Annotated in this window: 17 protein-coding genes; 13 read left to right on the top strand and 4 right to left on the bottom strand. The window is 62.7% G+C overall.

Features of this window, described 5'->3' with window-relative positions; all coding sequences use genetic code 11:
* The first annotated feature begins 3 nt into the window (after nt 1–3).
* The 8 genes from K3174_RS00085 (at nt 4) to K3174_RS00050 (ending at nt 5,893) form a co-directional block, all read left to right on the top strand.
* Nucleotides 4–984, top strand: coding sequence for an acyl-CoA thioester hydrolase/BAAT C-terminal domain-containing protein (locus tag K3174_RS00085; RefSeq protein WP_345719546.1), 981 nt, complete (start codon nt 4–6; stop codon nt 982–984).
* The gene (locus K3174_RS00080; protein ID WP_221554809.1) at nt 981–1,577 is read left to right on the top strand and encodes a class I SAM-dependent DNA methyltransferase; all 597 of its coding nucleotides are present in this window, start codon (nt 981–983) and stop codon (nt 1,575–1,577) included. The genes K3174_RS00085 and K3174_RS00080 overlap by 4 nt, the downstream gene beginning before the upstream one ends.
* Nucleotides 1,578–1,757: 180 nt before the next feature.
* The gene (locus K3174_RS00075) at nt 1,758–2,405 is read left to right on the top strand and encodes an MOSC domain-containing protein (RefSeq protein ID WP_221554808.1); all 648 of its coding nucleotides are present in this window, start codon (nt 1,758–1,760) and stop codon (nt 2,403–2,405) included.
* Between the two features lie 130 nt (nt 2,406–2,535).
* Complete coding sequence (locus tag K3174_RS00070) at nt 2,536–2,967, top strand: glycine zipper 2TM domain-containing protein (RefSeq protein WP_221554807.1); 432 nt, start codon at nt 2,536–2,538, stop codon at nt 2,965–2,967.
* Between the two features lie 267 nt (nt 2,968–3,234).
* Nucleotides 3,235–3,621, top strand: a complete 387-nt coding sequence (locus tag K3174_RS00065; protein WP_221554806.1) for a glycine zipper 2TM domain-containing protein — start codon at nt 3,235–3,237, stop codon at nt 3,619–3,621.
* A 102-nt stretch (nt 3,622–3,723) separates the two neighbouring features.
* Nucleotides 3,724–4,494: an SDR family oxidoreductase gene (locus K3174_RS00060; RefSeq protein ID WP_221554805.1), complete on the top strand. Its 771-nt coding sequence runs from the start codon at nt 3,724–3,726 to the stop codon at nt 4,492–4,494.
* A complete protein-coding gene (locus K3174_RS00055) occupies nt 4,491–5,156 on the top strand; it encodes a cytochrome b/b6 domain-containing protein (RefSeq protein ID WP_221554804.1) in 666 nt (221 codons plus the stop codon). Before K3174_RS00060 ends, K3174_RS00055 begins: the two co-directional genes overlap by 4 nt.
* Complete coding sequence (locus tag K3174_RS00050; RefSeq protein WP_221554803.1) at nt 5,153–5,893, top strand: molybdopterin-dependent oxidoreductase; 741 nt, start codon at nt 5,153–5,155, stop codon at nt 5,891–5,893. The genes K3174_RS00055 and K3174_RS00050 overlap by 4 nt, the downstream gene beginning before the upstream one ends.
* Here K3174_RS00050 and K3174_RS00045 read toward each other — a convergent pair whose 3' ends face one another.
* Nucleotides 5,894–6,349 carry a DUF1801 domain-containing protein gene (locus tag K3174_RS00045; protein WP_247711784.1) on the bottom strand — a complete coding sequence of 152 codons (456 nt, stop codon included), beginning with the start codon at nt 6,347–6,349 and terminating at the stop codon, nt 5,894–5,896.
* 65 nt (nt 6,350–6,414) lie between these two features.
* Between K3174_RS00045 and K3174_RS00040 the strand changes: the two genes are divergently transcribed.
* Nucleotides 6,415–7,710 (top strand): SAM-dependent methyltransferase, encoded by a 1,296-nt coding sequence (locus K3174_RS00040; protein WP_221554802.1) that lies wholly within the window; start codon nt 6,415–6,417, stop codon nt 7,708–7,710.
* 6 nt (nt 7,711–7,716) lie between these two features.
* Here K3174_RS00040 and K3174_RS00035 read toward each other — a convergent pair whose 3' ends face one another.
* A complete protein-coding gene (locus K3174_RS00035; RefSeq protein WP_221554801.1) occupies nt 7,717–9,084 on the bottom strand; it encodes an acyltransferase family protein in 1,368 nt (455 codons plus the stop codon).
* A 143-nt stretch (nt 9,085–9,227) separates the two neighbouring features.
* On the opposite strand from K3174_RS00035, the gene K3174_RS00030 reads away from it, so the two are divergent.
* Together K3174_RS00030 and K3174_RS00025 are read left to right on the top strand one after the other, a co-directional pair.
* Nucleotides 9,228–10,442, top strand: a complete 1,215-nt coding sequence (locus tag K3174_RS00030) for an argininosuccinate synthase (RefSeq protein ID WP_221554800.1) — start codon at nt 9,228–9,230, stop codon at nt 10,440–10,442.
* A gap of 902 nt (nt 10,443–11,344) precedes the next feature.
* Nucleotides 11,345–11,857 (top strand): septal ring lytic transglycosylase RlpA family protein, encoded by a 513-nt coding sequence (locus K3174_RS00025; protein WP_221554799.1) that lies wholly within the window; start codon nt 11,345–11,347, stop codon nt 11,855–11,857.
* 34 nt (nt 11,858–11,891) lie between these two features.
* On the opposite strand, the gene K3174_RS00020 is transcribed toward K3174_RS00025, so the two are convergent.
* Nucleotides 11,892–12,494, bottom strand: a complete 603-nt coding sequence (locus tag K3174_RS00020; protein ID WP_221554798.1) for a response regulator transcription factor — start codon at nt 12,492–12,494, stop codon at nt 11,892–11,894.
* Between the two features lie 221 nt (nt 12,495–12,715).
* Here K3174_RS00020 and K3174_RS00015 point away from each other — a divergent pair, with 221 nt between their 5' ends.
* Nucleotides 12,716–13,420: a helix-turn-helix transcriptional regulator gene (locus tag K3174_RS00015; RefSeq protein WP_221554797.1), complete on the top strand. Its 705-nt coding sequence runs from the start codon at nt 12,716–12,718 to the stop codon at nt 13,418–13,420.
* Between the two features lie 168 nt (nt 13,421–13,588).
* Here the strand turns inward: K3174_RS00015 and K3174_RS00010 are convergent, their stop codons facing one another.
* Nucleotides 13,589–14,524: a hypothetical protein gene (locus K3174_RS00010; protein WP_221554796.1), complete on the bottom strand. Its 936-nt coding sequence runs from the start codon at nt 14,522–14,524 to the stop codon at nt 13,589–13,591.
* A 652-nt stretch (nt 14,525–15,176) separates the two neighbouring features.
* On the opposite strand from K3174_RS00010, the gene K3174_RS17130 reads away from it, so the two are divergent.
* Nucleotides 15,177–15,509, top strand: a complete 333-nt coding sequence (locus tag K3174_RS17130; protein WP_221554795.1) for a hypothetical protein — start codon at nt 15,177–15,179, stop codon at nt 15,507–15,509.
* Nucleotides 15,510–15,550: the final 41 nt, after the last annotated feature.

Here is a 15,550-nt window from a genome sequence, read left to right as displayed (position 1 = left end):
TCCGTGGCGTATTTCAAGGCTTTCGTTGCCGCTCTGGGATTGGCTTTTTGCGCTCCGGCGGTGGCGGACCCCGGCCCGCCGGTCGCCCCCAACGAAGTCATGGTGGGCGATGAACTGCCATATGCCTTCTTCGCCACTCCGGGAGGCGACGGCCCCTTCCCCGCGCTTATCCTGCTTGGCGGAAGCGAAGGTGGCGATCGCGGTTCGCGCGGGTCCGCGCCCCAGTTTCTCGAACAGGGGTACGCAGTGCTTGGCCTGCCCTATTATTCGCCGGGCTATCTACCCGCCGACCGCCAACTGTCCGATCTTCCGGCAGGTTTCGATTCGATCCCTTTGGAAAAGCTAGCCATCGCACGCGACTGGCTACGGGAGCGGGATGACATCAAGGAAGATGGCATCGGGCTCTACGGTGTTTCCAAGGGCGCTGAATTTGTGCTGGCCGGGGCCAGCCGCATCGATGGCTTCGCCGCCGTAGTCGCGATCGTTCCCAGCGACGTGATCTGGGAAGGCTGGGGACCGAATGCGACGCCGGGCGAAGTCAGCAGCTTTTCCTGGGAAGGAAAGGCGCTGCCCTTCGTGCCCTATCTGGGGATGGAGGAAGAGTTCAAGAAATACGCGATTCCCGGTGCCACCGTACGTTTGCGCACGCCGCAGGATGCCGGACGCCGCGCCAATCCGGAGCGGGTTCCGGCAGCACGCATCCGCGTCGAGAATATCGACGAACCGGTACTCGTAGCAGGCGGCGATGCCGACGACGTCTGGAGTTCGGGAGCGATGGCGCAGAACATTTCCGAACGGCGTGCCGCAACGGACGGCCTCGAAACGGTCGCGCTGATCTACCCCGAGGCCGGCCATGCGTTGTCGGGCAACGGTGTCCAGCGCACCGAGGGTGAATTCCGGTATGACGATGCCACGTTGAAAGCGCAGCAAGAAATATGGCCGGCAACGCTGGCATTCCTGGCACGGCACCTCAAAGGGGAGTGAGCGCCGATCCGGCCACGATCGCCTATTACCAGGCCAATGCGCCGCGCTACACGCTGAACTTCGGACAAGCGCCAAGCCGGCACCTCGACGGGTTTCTCGACCGGCTTACGCCTGGCTGCCGCATCCTCGAGCTTGGCTGCGGCGGTGGACGCGATGCAGCACGAATGATCGAACGAGGGTTCGCGTTGGACCCGACCGACGGCACGCCAGCCATGGTGCACAAGGCCAATGAGCGGTTCGGCGTGGGCGCGCGGGTCATGCGGTTCGACGAACTCGAGGCGGATCAAACCTATGACGCGGTCTGGGCAAATGCCTGCCTGCTCCATCTCGCGCGGGACGACCTGCCCGGTATATTGGCCGCGATATGTCGCGCGCTCGTTCCGGGCGGCTGGCATTTCGCCAATTACAAACTCGGCGATGGCGAGGGACGCGATCTGCTGGGCCGCTTGCACAATTTTCCCGCCGCACCTTGGCTTAAGGCGACGTATCGTGCCGTAGGCTTCGAGATCGCCGCAGTGGAAATCTATCCCGGTCTGGGGGCGGATGGAACGCAACGGGACTGGGCGGCGCTCACCGTGCAGCGTCCGCTCTGACCTTCGCGGCGAGAGACTCCTTTCCTACTTTTGCGCCTTGTGCTGAAAGAGCCGCATGGCACACGATGAACGTCTCCAACCCACCGAAATCCGCCGCTTCGCGAGCATCGGCGTTTTTTGGCCCTGGACAGTGGTCCATGCGGTCCATGTCTCCATTTCTGTAGGATCGGGAGGCTTGCGATGAGCCTCGTCGTCGAGGCGCTTTGCGTCGGTCTTCCCAAACCCTTCAACGGCGCGGAACTGAGCGCGATCGACAAGCGGCCGGTCGATGGACCGGTGACGATCCGCAGCTTCGGTCTGGAGGGCGATATGGTCGCCGATACAAAGCATCACGGCGGGGCCGACATGGCCGTCCATCACTACCCGCACGATCACTATGCCGGCTGGGGCAAATGGCTGGGAGGGCATGAACTTCTCGCCAGGCCGGGGGCATTCGGCGAGAATGTTCACGCATCCGGGCTTGTCGAAACGGCGGTCCATATCGGCGATCGCTTCCGCCTCGGCAGTGCCTTGCTGGAAGTCAGTCAGCCGCGCAAGCCGTGCTGGAAGATCGACCACCGGTTCGGCCGCAAGGGCATGGTCGCGCGGATCGTGAAAACGCATAATTGCGGCTGGTACTATCGCGTGATCGATGAAGGCGAAGCCCAGGCTGGCGACGCGCTGCAACGCGTCGAAACGGGGCATGAAGGGTGGAGCGTCGCCCGCTTGTTCGGCAAACTCTACGATCCGGCGCAGCGTGCCGATTCAGCCGAACTTGACGGCATCGCAGGGCTTGGCCGATTGAGCGCAGAGCTGCGAAAAAGCGCTTTCGATAAGCTGCATCGCTAACGGTTCACCTTGCAATATACCTCGATTTGCCGCGTTTCCGGATAGACAACGACCCGTTCATCCGAGGTTGTGGACCTTCCGACGACTTCATGTGTCATCGACACACAAAGTCAAAAGTGAGGACGAAACGATGAAGACACTGGCTCTAGGATTTGCCGCCGGATCGCTGGCCATCATGGCCGCCCCAGCCGCGGCAGTCGAACTTCCCGCCACCAATGTTCAGACCTTCGCAGTGGCCGACGTAACCGCAGACTATGGCGACCGCAAGGACCGTCGCTGGCGTCATGGCCGTGGTCATGACCGGTACTACGACCGCGACGGGCGCTACTACGAGCCGCGTCGGATCAGCCGCCGCGATCGCATGTGGCGCGGCAATGACGGGCGCTACTACTGCCGCCGCGACAACGGCACGACCGGTCTGGTAATCGGTGCAGGTGTCGGGGCGCTGGCCGGCCACGAAATCGCCGGACGCGGAGATCGCACTCTGGGCGCCATCCTCGGCGGGACGGTCGGTGCGCTGGTCGGTCGAGAAATCGACCGCGGCAGCCTGAAGTGCCGCTAACACGATAAGCTGGCCCTTCAAGCGGTCGGCAGTCCGTCGGTAATTGGATGGCCCCAATGGCTGGGTGGCCGGAATTTGCCAGGTCACCCAGCATCGTGCCGGGCTCTCCACAACAGCCGTGGCACGATGATGTGGCAACGCTTCACCCCATATAGAGCTCGATTCGGCGTGATTTCCCTCAGGGAATGAGCCGTTCATCCGAGGTTGTGGACCCCGGCAACGCCACATCCGTTGATTGCCCAACCGATAACCATAGGAGGCATAAACATGAAAAGACTTACCCTCGCATTCGCCGCCGGCGCGCTGGCAGTTACCGGCATCGGCCTTGCTGCACCTGCTGCCGCCGACCCGCCGAGCTGGGCCCCGGCCCACGGTAAACGCGCCAAGGACCGCGCCGTCTATGACAGCCGCGGCTACTACGCCGAACCGCGTCGTATCACGCGCAGCGACCGTATGTGGCGTGGCGATGACGGACGTTACTACTGCCGTCGCGACAACGGCACCACCGGCCTTGTGATCGGTGCAGGTGTGGGTGCCCTCGCCGGCCATGAGATCGCCGGCAGCGGCGACCGGACTCTCGGCGCCATCCTCGGCGGCGCCGTCGGTGCCGTCGTCGGTCGCGAAATCGACCGTGGCAGCCTGAACTGTCGCTAGAACCGATCCGGCCTAAAGGCTGCTTGCAAGGCGCGCCGTCACCGATCCATTCGGTGACGGCGCGTCTTTCCTTTGGCATGCGTCCCGCTATGGTTGCGCGCGATGATCGATACCAGGCCAGCAGTTCTCGTTACGGGCGGAGCAAAACGCCTTGGTGCGGCCATCGCTCGCGCCTTCGGCGCCGCAGACTGGCATGTGGTCCTCCACTACGGGTCGTCGCGGGCCGAAGCTGAAGCGCTCGCAAGCGATCTCCCGTCGGCGGAAACGATGCAATGCGATCTGGCGGACGGATCGGCGGCGGTAGCGATGATTGCGGAGCTGGCCGATCGTTTGCCCGATTGGCGCGCGCTCGTAAACTGTGCCGCGATTTTCGAACCCGACGATGTAACCGGGCTCGATCCGGCGACGAATGCCCGGTCGATGCAGATCAACGCCACTACGCCCGCCCGCATGGCACAGGCCTATCTCGCCAAGGCTCGGGCGAAGAGCGGCCGCCGTGTCGTCCAGTTGACGGACCAGAAGATCGCCAACCCAAACCCCGATTTCTTCAGCTATACCATGAGCAAACATGCTCTCGCATCGACCGTACCGATGCTCGCCATGGGCGCAGCTACTATGGCAGACCGGGTATATGCGCTCGCTCCGGGAGCGATCCTGGCCAGCCACGATCAGCGTGAAGAGGAAACGGAAGTTTCCCACCGGATGAACCTGCTTCACCGCCAGACCCGGCCCGAAGAAGTCGCGCAAGCGGCGCTCTTCCTCGCGCAAGGTCATCTCGCCAGCGGTCAGATGCTCTATTGCGACAGCGGACAACATTTGCTGTCACAGCCACGCGACGTGATCTACTTGGCCCGGGAGGAGCACAGGACATGAAACGGCACGCGCTCAGCACACGTCTGTGGCACTGGCTCAACCTGCTTTGCGTAGTCACGCTGTTCATGTCGGGGCTGACGATCTCGAACGCACACCCGCGCCTCTATTGGGGAGATTGGGGTTTCGATGCGAGCCAGGCCTGGCTGATCGTGCCGCGCTTTCCGGACTGGATGACGATCCCGGGCTACTACAGCCTCTCCGTCGCGCGCGACTGGCATATCCTGATGGCATGGCCTTTCGCCCTGGGTCTCCTGTTTATGTGGGCGGCAATGCTGATCAATCGCCATTTCAAGCGCGACATCGTCACGGCGCGCAGGGAGTGGCGTCCATCGGCGATCCGGCGCGATATCGTCGAACATCTCAAACTCAATTTCGACCATCAGGGCGCGAAGTACAATTTCCTGCAGAAGCTCGCCTACGGCCTGGTGCTCGGCGTGTTCCTGCCGATGATGGTCTTCACGGGCATTTCGATCAGTCCCGGCATGGAGCCGACCTTCGGCTGGTTGGTCGACTTGCTCGGCGGCAGGCAATCGGCGCGCACGCTGCATTTCCTGTTTGCGTTCGCTACGGCAGCGTTCTTCGTCGTGCATGTCGTGCTGGTCATTCTGGCCGGGCCGATCCGCCAGATACGCGACATGATAACGGGAGGTCGCGAGGTATGAAACGCCGCAACTTCCTCGTCGCTGCCGGAGCAGCCTTCGTCGCCGGGTGCAACCGGATCGCCGAAACGGACGCCGGGAAGGCGGTGCTGAATGCCGCCGAAAGCTGGCATAAGAGCGCGCACCGATTGCTGGTCGACCGGGAAGCGCTCGCCCCCGAATATCCCAAAAGCGCCATCTCACCCTTCTTCCGCGGCAATGGCTCCACCGATCCGCAGAACGGCGACTATCCACGCCATGTCGAGGAGGGTTTCGCAAACTGGCGGCTCGAAGTCGGCGGACTGGTCGCCAACCCGCTAAGTCTCAGCCTGGAGAATATCCGCAGGCTGCCGCAACGTACCCAGATTACTCGGCACGATTGCGTCGAGGGCTGGAGCGCGATCGGAGAATGGACCGGACCGCAGCTATCGGTACTGCTCGATGCTGCTCGACTGAGCGAAGACGCCAGGTTCATCGTCTTTCGCTGCGCCGACAATCTGAGCGGAGCCGATTATTACGAGAGTGTCGATCTGATCGACGCCTACCACCCGCAGACCATCGTCGCACATACCCTCAACGGCGAGCCTTTGCCGATCCGTAATGGCGCACCCCTGCGGATGCGGATCGAGCGGCAGCTGGGGTACAAACACGCCAAGTATCTCACTGCCGTCGAAGCGGTCGCAAGCCTGGACGGCATCGGCGATGGCCAAGGTGGGTATTGGGAAGACCGGGCGGGCTATCAGTGGTATGCCGGCATCTGATCAGTCCGGGTACCGCCGGCTCATTTCTCGCCAGTCTTCGCGGATCAATTCTTCGAGTACGCCAAGGTCGATATCGGCCAGCTTGTTGACGTAAAGACAGCTCTTCCCCCGAGTATGTTTGCCCAAACGCGCCAGTCGATTGGCATGTTTCTCGCCGGTTTCTGCATCGCAATAGCCGCCCATCAGATAAAGCGAATGCTTCGCCTTCCGCGGTGAGAAACCGGCGCGCATCCAGTGTACGTCGCGCCCGCTGGCGTAGGTCGTCCGATAGGTACCGTAGCCGATGATGCTCGGCCCCCACATCTTCGGCTCCTCACCGGTCACCCGGCGGAACAGCGCGTCGAGCACCTCGGACTCTCGGCGTTTCTGCTCCGGTTCGATGGTCGCCATGAAATCCAGCGGATCGATCTCGGTAATCTGCGTCTTCGCTTCCACCACCTCGAATGCTCGCTTCAATTGACTCGACGCCCCATGTGCCACAGTCTGCACGCTAGGGGAATTCAACGGGAGAACTTGCACCTATGTGGCTGCTCGACAAGTTTCTGAAAGCTGCGATCACCAAGGGACACATGGTCGTCACCAATTACGACGGCACGTCTCACAACTATGGTTCGCCCGACGGAAACGAACCGCCATTGCGGATTCGTCTGACGCACAAGAAGGCGGCCAACCACATTGCCCGCTATCCGCAGGTCGGAGCGGGCGAGGCATTCATGTGGGGCTGGCTGGAAGTCGACGAGCCTCACGATATCCGCGACCTCATTCTCTTCGTTACCCGCAATGCAAAGCGCAACGATGGAGCCGCGCTCAAACCCCGGGGCCCGTTGCGCAGCGCAGCGCAGAAACTGGTCGCCAAGACGGACAGTATAAACCTGCGTACCAAGGCGCGCAGAAACGCCGAGCACACCTACAATCTGACCCGCCGTCTCTACGAGCTGTTTCTCGACGAGGACCGGCAATACACAATGGCCTATTACCGCGAGGACCCGTGGGCGACCTCACTCGAGAAGGCCCAGCTCGACAAGAAGGCGCATCTTGCTGCCAAGATGTACATCAAGCCCGGCCAGCGCATTCTCGACATTGGCTGCGGCTGGGGCGGGTTCGCGCTCTATCTCGCGCGGCATTACGACGTCGAAGTCACAGGCGTCGCTCTCGCTCCCGACCAAATCGCCTTTTGCAAGGAACGCGCCGAGCAGGCGGGCGTCGCCAGCAAGGTCAGGTTCGAACTGATGGATTATCGCGACGTTCGCGGGCAGTTCGACCGCATCAGTTCGGTCGGCTTGCTCGAACATGTCGGGACGCCGCATTATCCGCAATTCTATGAACATACCGCGCGGTTGCTTGCGCCGGACGGCGTCATGATCAGTCATTGCTGCGGCCGCGCGGGACCTCCCGGCTTCACCGACAAGTGGACGCGCAAGTACATCTTCCCCGGCGGCTACATCCCCGCCCTGTCCGAACTCGTCACGCAGAGCGAAAAGTATGGCTGGCAGGTCATGGACGTGGAGGCGATGCGCTTCCACTACAGCCATACGCTGGAAGAATGGTACAACCGAACCGTGCTACACCGGCAGGAGATTATCGATCTCTATGATGAGCGCTTCTACCGGATGTGGCTGTTCTACCTCGCCGGAGCAGAGCAGAGCTTCCGCCACGGCAATATGGTCAACTGGCAGGTCCAGTATGTGAAGGACCGCGAAGCGATCCCGATGACGCGCGAATATGTGGAGGCGGAGAGCGCACGGCTGCGAGCCGCCGACGAGGGCAACGTGCCGCGCTGGCATCTCGATCCGGCGCTGCGCGAAGCGGCGGAGTAGCTCGCTTCAGGCTGCCCCTTCACGCTTCTCGCGCCGCCGCGTGATGAACTCGTAGATCGGTCCGAAGCCCAGCAGCGCCGCGCCCACGAACGGCGCGGCGACCACCGACAAGCGTATCCCCGAGAGGCTGTCCGGGCTCGCAATGGTCACCCCTGCAGTCGCCGCCAATCCAACGCAGATCAGCAACACGCCTGCCACCACCCTTGCCTTGGGTACGGTGCGCCCCTGCCGGATGGGGCGGAACGTGCGCTCATGCTTGGCGAAGACCACGATCATCGGCAGAAGCGCCAGGATGTAGATCGCCAACCACATCGGGCGCGAGGCCCACCATGCGGCGCTGCCCGGCACGCTGTCGAGCCCCAGGCCGCCAAGGCCCAGCCACACGACCGTCATCACCAGCACAAAGGCGGTAAGGTGCCACAGATAGACGGTCATGATCATCCCGTTCATCAAGACCGTTGCGGTCCAGACCTTGAGATTATCGAGCATCCGGCGGCCCACTGGCTCGAGCGACAGGACCAGCCCGGTCTGCGCAACGCCCAGCGCAAACAGCGCAAGTGTCGGTGGGAGCGAGTTGGAGAAGCCTCCGGGGGCAGAGACCATAGCGACGGGGTAAAAGCCATAGACCGTGATCGAAACCAGCACGATCGCCCCGACCGCGAACCACAGGCCCGCGAACCGGCGGTTGTCGAACCGCCCCTCGCGCCACGCAAAACCCAGTTGGTGGATCGCGAGAAACACCCACAGGAAGTTGGTGAAGTTGAGATAGGGTACGCTCTGCGCGAAGGTCAGCCAGTCGACCAGCATCGCTGCCGGGATGTACCACGCAAAGCTCAGCCACCCGAAACGCCTCCACGCCGCATAGGTGAGCGGGGTCGCCGCCGTGACGAGCAGATAGACCGCCAGGAACCATACCGGGATCAGCGCTGCCTCGGTCGCCATTCGGATCTGCTCGCGCGGGAGGCCCAGTTGGGTCAGCACCACCGCCAGCACCGCCCAGAGCAGCAACACCGGGAAGGTTGGCGCGATCAGACGCTGCACCCGGCTCGCCAGCCAATCGCGATACTTGCCGACCTGCCCCTTACCCGCCTTTCGCAGCGTCGCTTCCCAGCTGACCGAGTTCGAATAGCCGCCGACGAGGAAGAACACCGGCATCACCTGGAAACCCCAGGTTAGCCAGTGCGCCCAAGACGACACGCTGAGCAGGTCGCCGCGCTGCAACTCGCCAGCGTCGTTGAGGTAGAGGCCCGCCATCAGCCAATGACCGAACACCACGGCAAGGATCGACAAAGCTCTCAGGAAGTCGACCCAGCGGTTGCGCTCGGGCGGTGCGAGTTCGGCCATCTCGCGCGCCTTCTTCCACATTGTCAGCATTGCGACCCCTCCATCCCCTTGCGCTCCCGAACATCGGGTGCCTCGCGCCGATCTGCAAGCTCTTGCGGCGGAAATGCTTTCGAAAGCATTGAAGCTCTCCCCCACCCCTGCTAGCCGCGCGCCGGCAACAACAAGGTACCCCCATGTCCGATATCAAGCGCGTCGTCCTTGCCTATTCCGGCGGTCTCGATACTTCCGTCATCGCCAAATGGCTCGAGGTCGAACGCGGGCTGGAGGTGGTCACCTTCACCGCCGACCTCGGTCAGGGCGAGGAGATCGGGCCGGCACGCGAGAAAGCCCGCGCGATGGGCATCCCGGACAAGCACATCTTCATCGAGGATCTGCGCGAGGAGTTCGTGCGCGATTTCGTGTTCCCCATGATGCGCGCCAATGCCCGGTACGAGGGCGACTATCTGCTCGGCACCAGCATTGCGCGCCCGCTGATCTCCAAACACCTCGTCGAGATCGCACATGAGACCGGGGCCGACGCCATTGCCCATGGTGCGACCGGCAAGGGCAACGATCAGGTGCGCTTCGAGCTGTCGGCATATGCGCTCGATCCGGACATCAAGGTCATCGCTCCGTGGCGCGAATGGGACCTCACCAGCCGCACCGCACTAATCGCCTGGGCCGAGGCGCATCAGATCGCCGTGCCCAAGGATAAGCGCGGCGAGAGCCCGTTTTCGACCGATGCGAACCTCCTTCACACTTCGAGCGAGGGCAAGGTCCTCGAGGATCCATGGGAGGAAACGCCGGACTATGTTTATTCCCGCACCGATCACCCCGAGGACGCGCCGGACGCGCCAGAATACATCGCGATCGATTTCGAGCGAGGCGATGGCGTCGCCCTGAACGGCGAGGCGATGAGCCCCGCCACCCTGCTCGCCGCACTCAACGAACTCGGCCGCAAGCATGGGATCGGCCGGCTCGATCTGGTCGAAAACCGTTTCGTCGGCATGAAGAGTCGCGGCATGTACGAGACACCGGGCGGCGAGATCTACGCCCGCGCCCATCGCGGGATCGAGCAGATCACGCTCGATCGCGGCGCAGCGCATCTCAAGGACGAGCTGATGCCGCGCTATGCCGAGCTGGTCTATAACGGTCTGTGGTTCAGCCCCGAACGGGAGATGCTGCAGGCGGCGGTGGATTTGAGCCAGGAAAAGGTCAGCGGCACGGTCCGCCTCAAGCTCTACAAGGGCGTTGCCGGCGTCGTCGGGCGGAAATCGGCGAACTCGCTCTACTCCGAAGCGCATGTGACGTTCGAGGACGATGCAGGCGCGTACGACCAGAAAGATGCGGAAGGCTTCATCAAGCTCAACGCGCTGCGGCTGAGGCTGCTGGCCAAACGCGATCGCTAATTGCGTGAAGGCCTCGCAATGCGGCGCGATATTGCGTAGCTTTCGTGACCGACATTACGATTTTGCGACGAACCGTTGATTTTTCCACCCCCCTCCACAAGGGATTCGGGGGAAAGTGGATAAGTCCGGTCTTGCCAGCTTGCCGAATCGCCTGATCGGGGGCAGCTTCAAGTTATCGGAACGGCGTGGAAGCTCTACCGGATAGACGATCTAACGATCTGAAATCTAGGAGAAATTCCAGACCGGAAAGACATGGAAGAAGCTGTCCATGTGTTTCCTGAGACCGGCATGCAGAGGACTTCGGTCGGATGCAAGTAGGTCGATGACGGAGCGCAGAGGTCTTCTTTTATGGATCGGACCGACCCGGTCGAACGCCGAGGAGGCATATTGCGAAAAGGTCTTCGGACTGGATTGCGGATGCAACCGTTTAAGGCAGGCGACCATCAACGGAAGGTGCGATCGCGGAGCCGCCCATTGAAGGTCGGCCTGGGACAGAAGCGAGGGTTTTCGGACCTGGCGCACTCGACCGGGTAGGCTGGAGGGAGGAGCCGGATGCCGGTGCGAGCGCCGGTGACAGAACCGGACGGATGCCTTTGGGCACCCGAAAGGGAAAACATCGGATGCCAAGTTCCTGTCTTCGGACATGACCACGCATCGGTGAGAGTGGGGTCGGCAGCAATGCCGGCCCCATTTGCTGTTCGACGAGTTCAAAGAGCCGCGCGATCGGCATATCAATCTTTGGTATCCCACATCGCTAGCATCCCCGAAATGCTGTAGGAAAGCGCATCTTCGTTCCCGAAGCGCGACGAACTGTGGCGCGAATGGGGCGGTTGACGCGCACGTTAAGGACTCTCGCGCCGCAGTCCCGTATAGCCGCCGGACCCGAACGGGAGGTGCCAATCATGGCCATTCGCGTGTTTCGCAGCACTCTATTTCTGGCAGCCCTGGCGCTGCCCGCCACTGCGGCTCAGCCGCAAGAGAATATTCGCACCGCCGCTGTTTCGACGGATTTCGACGCCAGCTTTGCCGCGCATTCCGCTTTGCCGCCCTCGCCCGATGCGGCAGCGCATGTGGTCGATCTCAGCACCATCGAGCCGACGGTCGAATTGCCGCCTGCAGCGACCCCGATCGACGGCGGTGTCGCGTCTTATTACGGTCGCCGGTTCCATGGCCGCCGTACCGCCAACGGCGAACGGTTCGACATGCACGCGATGACCGCTGCCCATCGCACCTTGCCTTTCGGCAGTCTTGTCGAAGTGACCAATCCGCGCAACGGCAAGAAGGTAACCGTGCGCATCAACGATCGCGGCCCCTTTCATGGCAACCGCGTCATCGATGTGAGCCGTGCCGCCGCGACCGAACTCGGCCTGATCGGCCCTGGACGCGGATCGGTCGAGCTCGCGCTGCTACCCTAGAGCGGTCGCGCCGGCATTCACCGGCCGAGCGAAGCTAATCGGTCGACGGGATCTCTGCCTCGACCACCAGCCTGACCAGATCCGCCATGTTCTTGGCATCGAGCTTCGCAAGGATGTTGCCCCGATGCACCTCGATCGTGCGGGGGCTGATACCAAGCGGCCCGGCCATTTCCTTGGTCGACAGGCCGTGCGAGATGCCATGTGCGATTTCGCGCTCGCGATCCGTGAGCATTGCCAGCATGCGTCGGGCCCGGGCGGCGACCTGCGCCGCTTCGGAGTGCATGGGAATGCGCCTTTCGAGTGCTTCGAACGTGCGCCAGAATTCTGCCCCGTCCACAGGCCATTGGACGTAGCCGATGCAGGGGCCGTTGATGAGTTCGAGTACCCGGCTCATGATCGGGGACTTGCCGTAGGCGACCAGCGGATAGCTTTGCATCGCCTTGCCCAGCACCTCTGCCGTGGCAAGGACCTGTCCGCCTTCGTCGCCGACGAATACCCACGCATCTTCAGGCCATTGATCGCCCAGCTCGTCCATGCGGTCGAGCGGGATGACATACCCCTTGTGCGAGAGATTGCGGACCAGTTTGTTGCGACTTCCAAAGTCGCGATCCACCACGATGAAGGTTCTGACGTTCAAGTTTTCGACCCTGTTATCCCATCGGTGCCAGTGCCGCCCCGAATGGTCAACTAAGGGTTAATGATTAGGTCTTTGATTCGCGAGCCGTTTACCGGAATGACAACGCTACGGATGACATGTACGCTTATGCCATCCGAATCGATGTCGTTCTTATGGATGTCATTCGATAGGGGGACATGGCAAGGCACTGCTTTGTGAGTCCCGATCCACAGGAGCCGACCATGATCGAACTGCTCAAACGGATCAAGTCCTGCCCCGACCGCGGCACGTTGTTCGACATGTTGTGGCATCACTTCCGCGCCATGGGGTTCGGGGCATTCGGCTATATCGTCCCTTCGCGCCAGGACCCGGGGAAGACGGTGCTCGACATGCGCGGCTTCCCGGCAGATTGGCAGGCGATCTACGAGGCCGAAGGCCTGAGCAAGTCCGATCCGTTCCCGCAGCATGTCGCGCGGCACTTGCGCCCGCTCCGGCTGTCGAAGATCGAAGACGAAACCACGCTCAGCACGGCGGAGCGCGAGTTCATCGAACGGTCGCGCGCGGCGGGCGTCACCGACGGGTTCCTGATCCCGACCTTCGGCGTGCACCAGCACATGGGCATGTTCGCGCTCGGGCAAGTGACCGATCCGGGCGTGCTCGACACGGCCGATCTGGACGAGATCGAGGTCATCGTCCAGGCGGCGCATACGCGGCTCGACCAGCTCGAAACCCAGTCCCGCGCGATCCGGCCGAGGCTGGCGCCGCGCGAGGTGGAGATCCTGCACTGGATCGCCCGGGGCAAGACCAATGCCGAGATCGCCAGGATCGTCGGCATCGGGCTGCCTACCGTATCGACCTATATCCAGCGGCTGTTCGGCAAGCTGGAGGTGACCGACCGGTCGGCCGCCGCGGTCAAGGGGCTCAAATACGGCATCATCTCGATCTGAGCGCGCCCATCGCGGCGGCTGGCAGTCGCGGCGATGGCGGCAAGGGTCTGATAACGCATCGGTATCTCCGCCGTGGAGGATGCCGACCGCGGGGCGCTTCAGGGAGGGGAGGGATCGTCGCGCCCCGCGGCCGGGCCCCCGTTCCACCCAATCGCCCGCCCACTGTCGCTATCCCGCATCTGCGACGAGCCGTGCGGTCCATGCGGGGCGGCGAGCCGGCCCGCCGTCGGGCAAGGCCCCCGACCTGAACGCGGTCAGCTGGCATTGCTCGATCTCCAGCGGATCGCCCCCCATCTCGTCGATCCTGGGCGCATCGGCGGGCCGGTCGTCCCTCATTGCGTTCAGCTCGCGGCTGACGGGCGAGTAATGCGGGCACTCGGCGCAGCCGGGCCAGCGCGGACGGTCGCAGCAGGGGCCGGAGCCGTCGAGATTGATCACCGGCTCGGGCCCGTCCGGCCCGTTGCTGTAATGCGTCCGCCCGCCATCGAAGCCATGCCGCGTGCCGGGGCAGTCGCAAGGCGGCTCCGCCCGCACGTCCGGCACCTCCCCGCCGGGAGACATGGACCGGGTGTTACACTGTCCAGGCGAAGAAAACTTCGGGGTCCTGACACCGGCCCGCTCACCCTGAGCCTGTCGAAGGGTGGCAGAGCCAGACCATCCTCGTTCGACAGGCTCAGGATGAGCGGTGTTGATGGATGCAGGCTCAGGATGAGCGGTGTTAGGGGATGCAGGCGCAGGGTGAGCGGAACCGTGTGCCTCATTCACCTCCACATCGATCGGCTCGCCCGCGCGCATGCGGCGCAGCATGGCGCCGAAATCCTCGGCCAGCGCATCGATCCGCGCGTCGGAGCGCATGCGGTCGAGCCGCCCGAGATGGGCGAGCAGCAGCCGTTCGGAAAAGCGCGTGCGCTCGCCGACCAGTTCGCCGTGATACCACACCTCCTCGCGCACGCCGTCGATGGCGCAATCGGCCAGCTTGGCCTCGGCCGAGCCGCGCGCGACGACGAGCGCCGCATCCCAGGCGCGCCCGAAGGCGGCGGAGTTGCGGCGCGCGCGATAGCAGGTCTGGTGCGACACCTTCACCCGCTTCGCCGCGGAGCGCACGCTGCCGCTGACCGCCAGCGCCTCGAAAAAGGCGATCTGCAGGTCGAGCGTGAACTGCGTCTGCGGCGCGCGGGTATCGTCCTCGGGGAGATCGGCGATGCACGCGGGGAGGTTGGCGGCGGGTGCGGGTGGCGGAGTGGCGGAAGCCCCCTCCTCGTTGGAAGAGGCGGTTTGCGGGTGGTGGCCGCCCTCGCCCCGCCGGTGGAGCGCAGCGACGATACGCGCGCGCGGAGACGATACGCGCGCGCGGATCGACGGGTTGCTCGGGCGCGGGAGCGGCGGGCGTCGCCGCGGGTTCGGGAGCTACCGGCGCGGGCGTCGGGGAGACGAGCAGACCGTTATGAGCGGGTTGGTAGGGCATGGGTTCACCTGTGGGCAAAGTGGCAGGGAACCGGGTCCTTTATACATGCGGGGGTTTGTAGGAAAATGGCGAGCAAGCGTGAGAGCAGACGCAGAACTCGAAATTGCGTGCCCGAGCTTCGTCTGTCCCGCAGCTATTGCCGCGTTTGCTCTGAGCGATTAACTACACTGTCGGTGGGCGGAGTGACTTCGGTCACTAGCCTTTTCAGAGGTTGTCCTTACAGTTGAGTTCGCCTGAGCAATGCTGTCTTCAATGAGGAACTAGTGTTACATTGTATGCGCCCACCACCTCATGACTGAAGCAAAGCAGTCAAATCGTATTTACCTTACCTATAAAGCTCGAATAAAGGCCGAAGATAGGTATAGACTCTACTCGCGATTGGCGAATGTGATTATCATTTGGTATTCATTTTTAATGATTGTTGCTTCGATTGCGATATCGTCTAAGGCAATAAGTATATCCAATTATGAGATAATTTTTGCCGCAGGCTCAATAGCGATATTTGCTTCCTCGACGTTCTTGGCGACAGGTGTGCTCGAAAGAAAGGCCGCCGAGTACCGCGCGTGCTATCTTGAAATGCAGAAAATTTGGTCTGAGCCCGAAGTTTCTACCATTTACGAGTAGAGCCTTGGGCCGTTTTGATGCCCGTGCTTGGGCGTGATGGC

The organism is Qipengyuania qiaonensis (genome assembly GCF_019711515.1).
GTDB classification, from domain to species: domain Bacteria; phylum Pseudomonadota; class Alphaproteobacteria; order Sphingomonadales; family Sphingomonadaceae; genus Qipengyuania; species Qipengyuania qiaonensis.
This window is presented reverse-complemented; position numbering and strand designations above follow the sequence as displayed.

Coding starts and splice junctions, on each gene's coding strand:
- K3174_RS00075 (WP_221554808.1), top strand. CDS start 1,758: ATGAGCCTCGTCGTCGAGGCGCTTTGCGTCGGTCTTCCCAAACCCTTC.
- K3174_RS00070 (WP_221554807.1), top strand. CDS start 2,536: ATGAAGACACTGGCTCTAGGATTTGCCGCCGGATCGCTGGCCATCATG.
- K3174_RS00065 (WP_221554806.1), top strand. CDS start 3,235: ATGAAAAGACTTACCCTCGCATTCGCCGCCGGCGCGCTGGCAGTTACC.
- K3174_RS00060 (WP_221554805.1), top strand. CDS start 3,724: ATGATCGATACCAGGCCAGCAGTTCTCGTTACGGGCGGAGCAAAACGC.
- K3174_RS00055 (WP_221554804.1), top strand. CDS start 4,491: ATGAAACGGCACGCGCTCAGCACACGTCTGTGGCACTGGCTCAACCTG.
- K3174_RS00050 (WP_221554803.1), top strand. CDS start 5,153: ATGAAACGCCGCAACTTCCTCGTCGCTGCCGGAGCAGCCTTCGTCGCC.
- K3174_RS00040 (WP_221554802.1), top strand. CDS start 6,415: ATGTGGCTGCTCGACAAGTTTCTGAAAGCTGCGATCACCAAGGGACAC.
- K3174_RS00035 (WP_221554801.1), bottom strand. CDS start 9,084: ATGCTGACAATGTGGAAGAAGGCGCGCGAGATGGCCGAACTCGCACCG.
- K3174_RS00030 (WP_221554800.1), top strand. CDS start 9,228: ATGTCCGATATCAAGCGCGTCGTCCTTGCCTATTCCGGCGGTCTCGAT.
- K3174_RS00025 (WP_221554799.1), top strand. CDS start 11,345: ATGGCCATTCGCGTGTTTCGCAGCACTCTATTTCTGGCAGCCCTGGCG.
- K3174_RS00015 (WP_221554797.1), top strand. CDS start 12,716: ATGATCGAACTGCTCAAACGGATCAAGTCCTGCCCCGACCGCGGCACG.
- K3174_RS17130 (WP_221554795.1), top strand. CDS start 15,177: ATGACTGAAGCAAAGCAGTCAAATCGTATTTACCTTACCTATAAAGCT.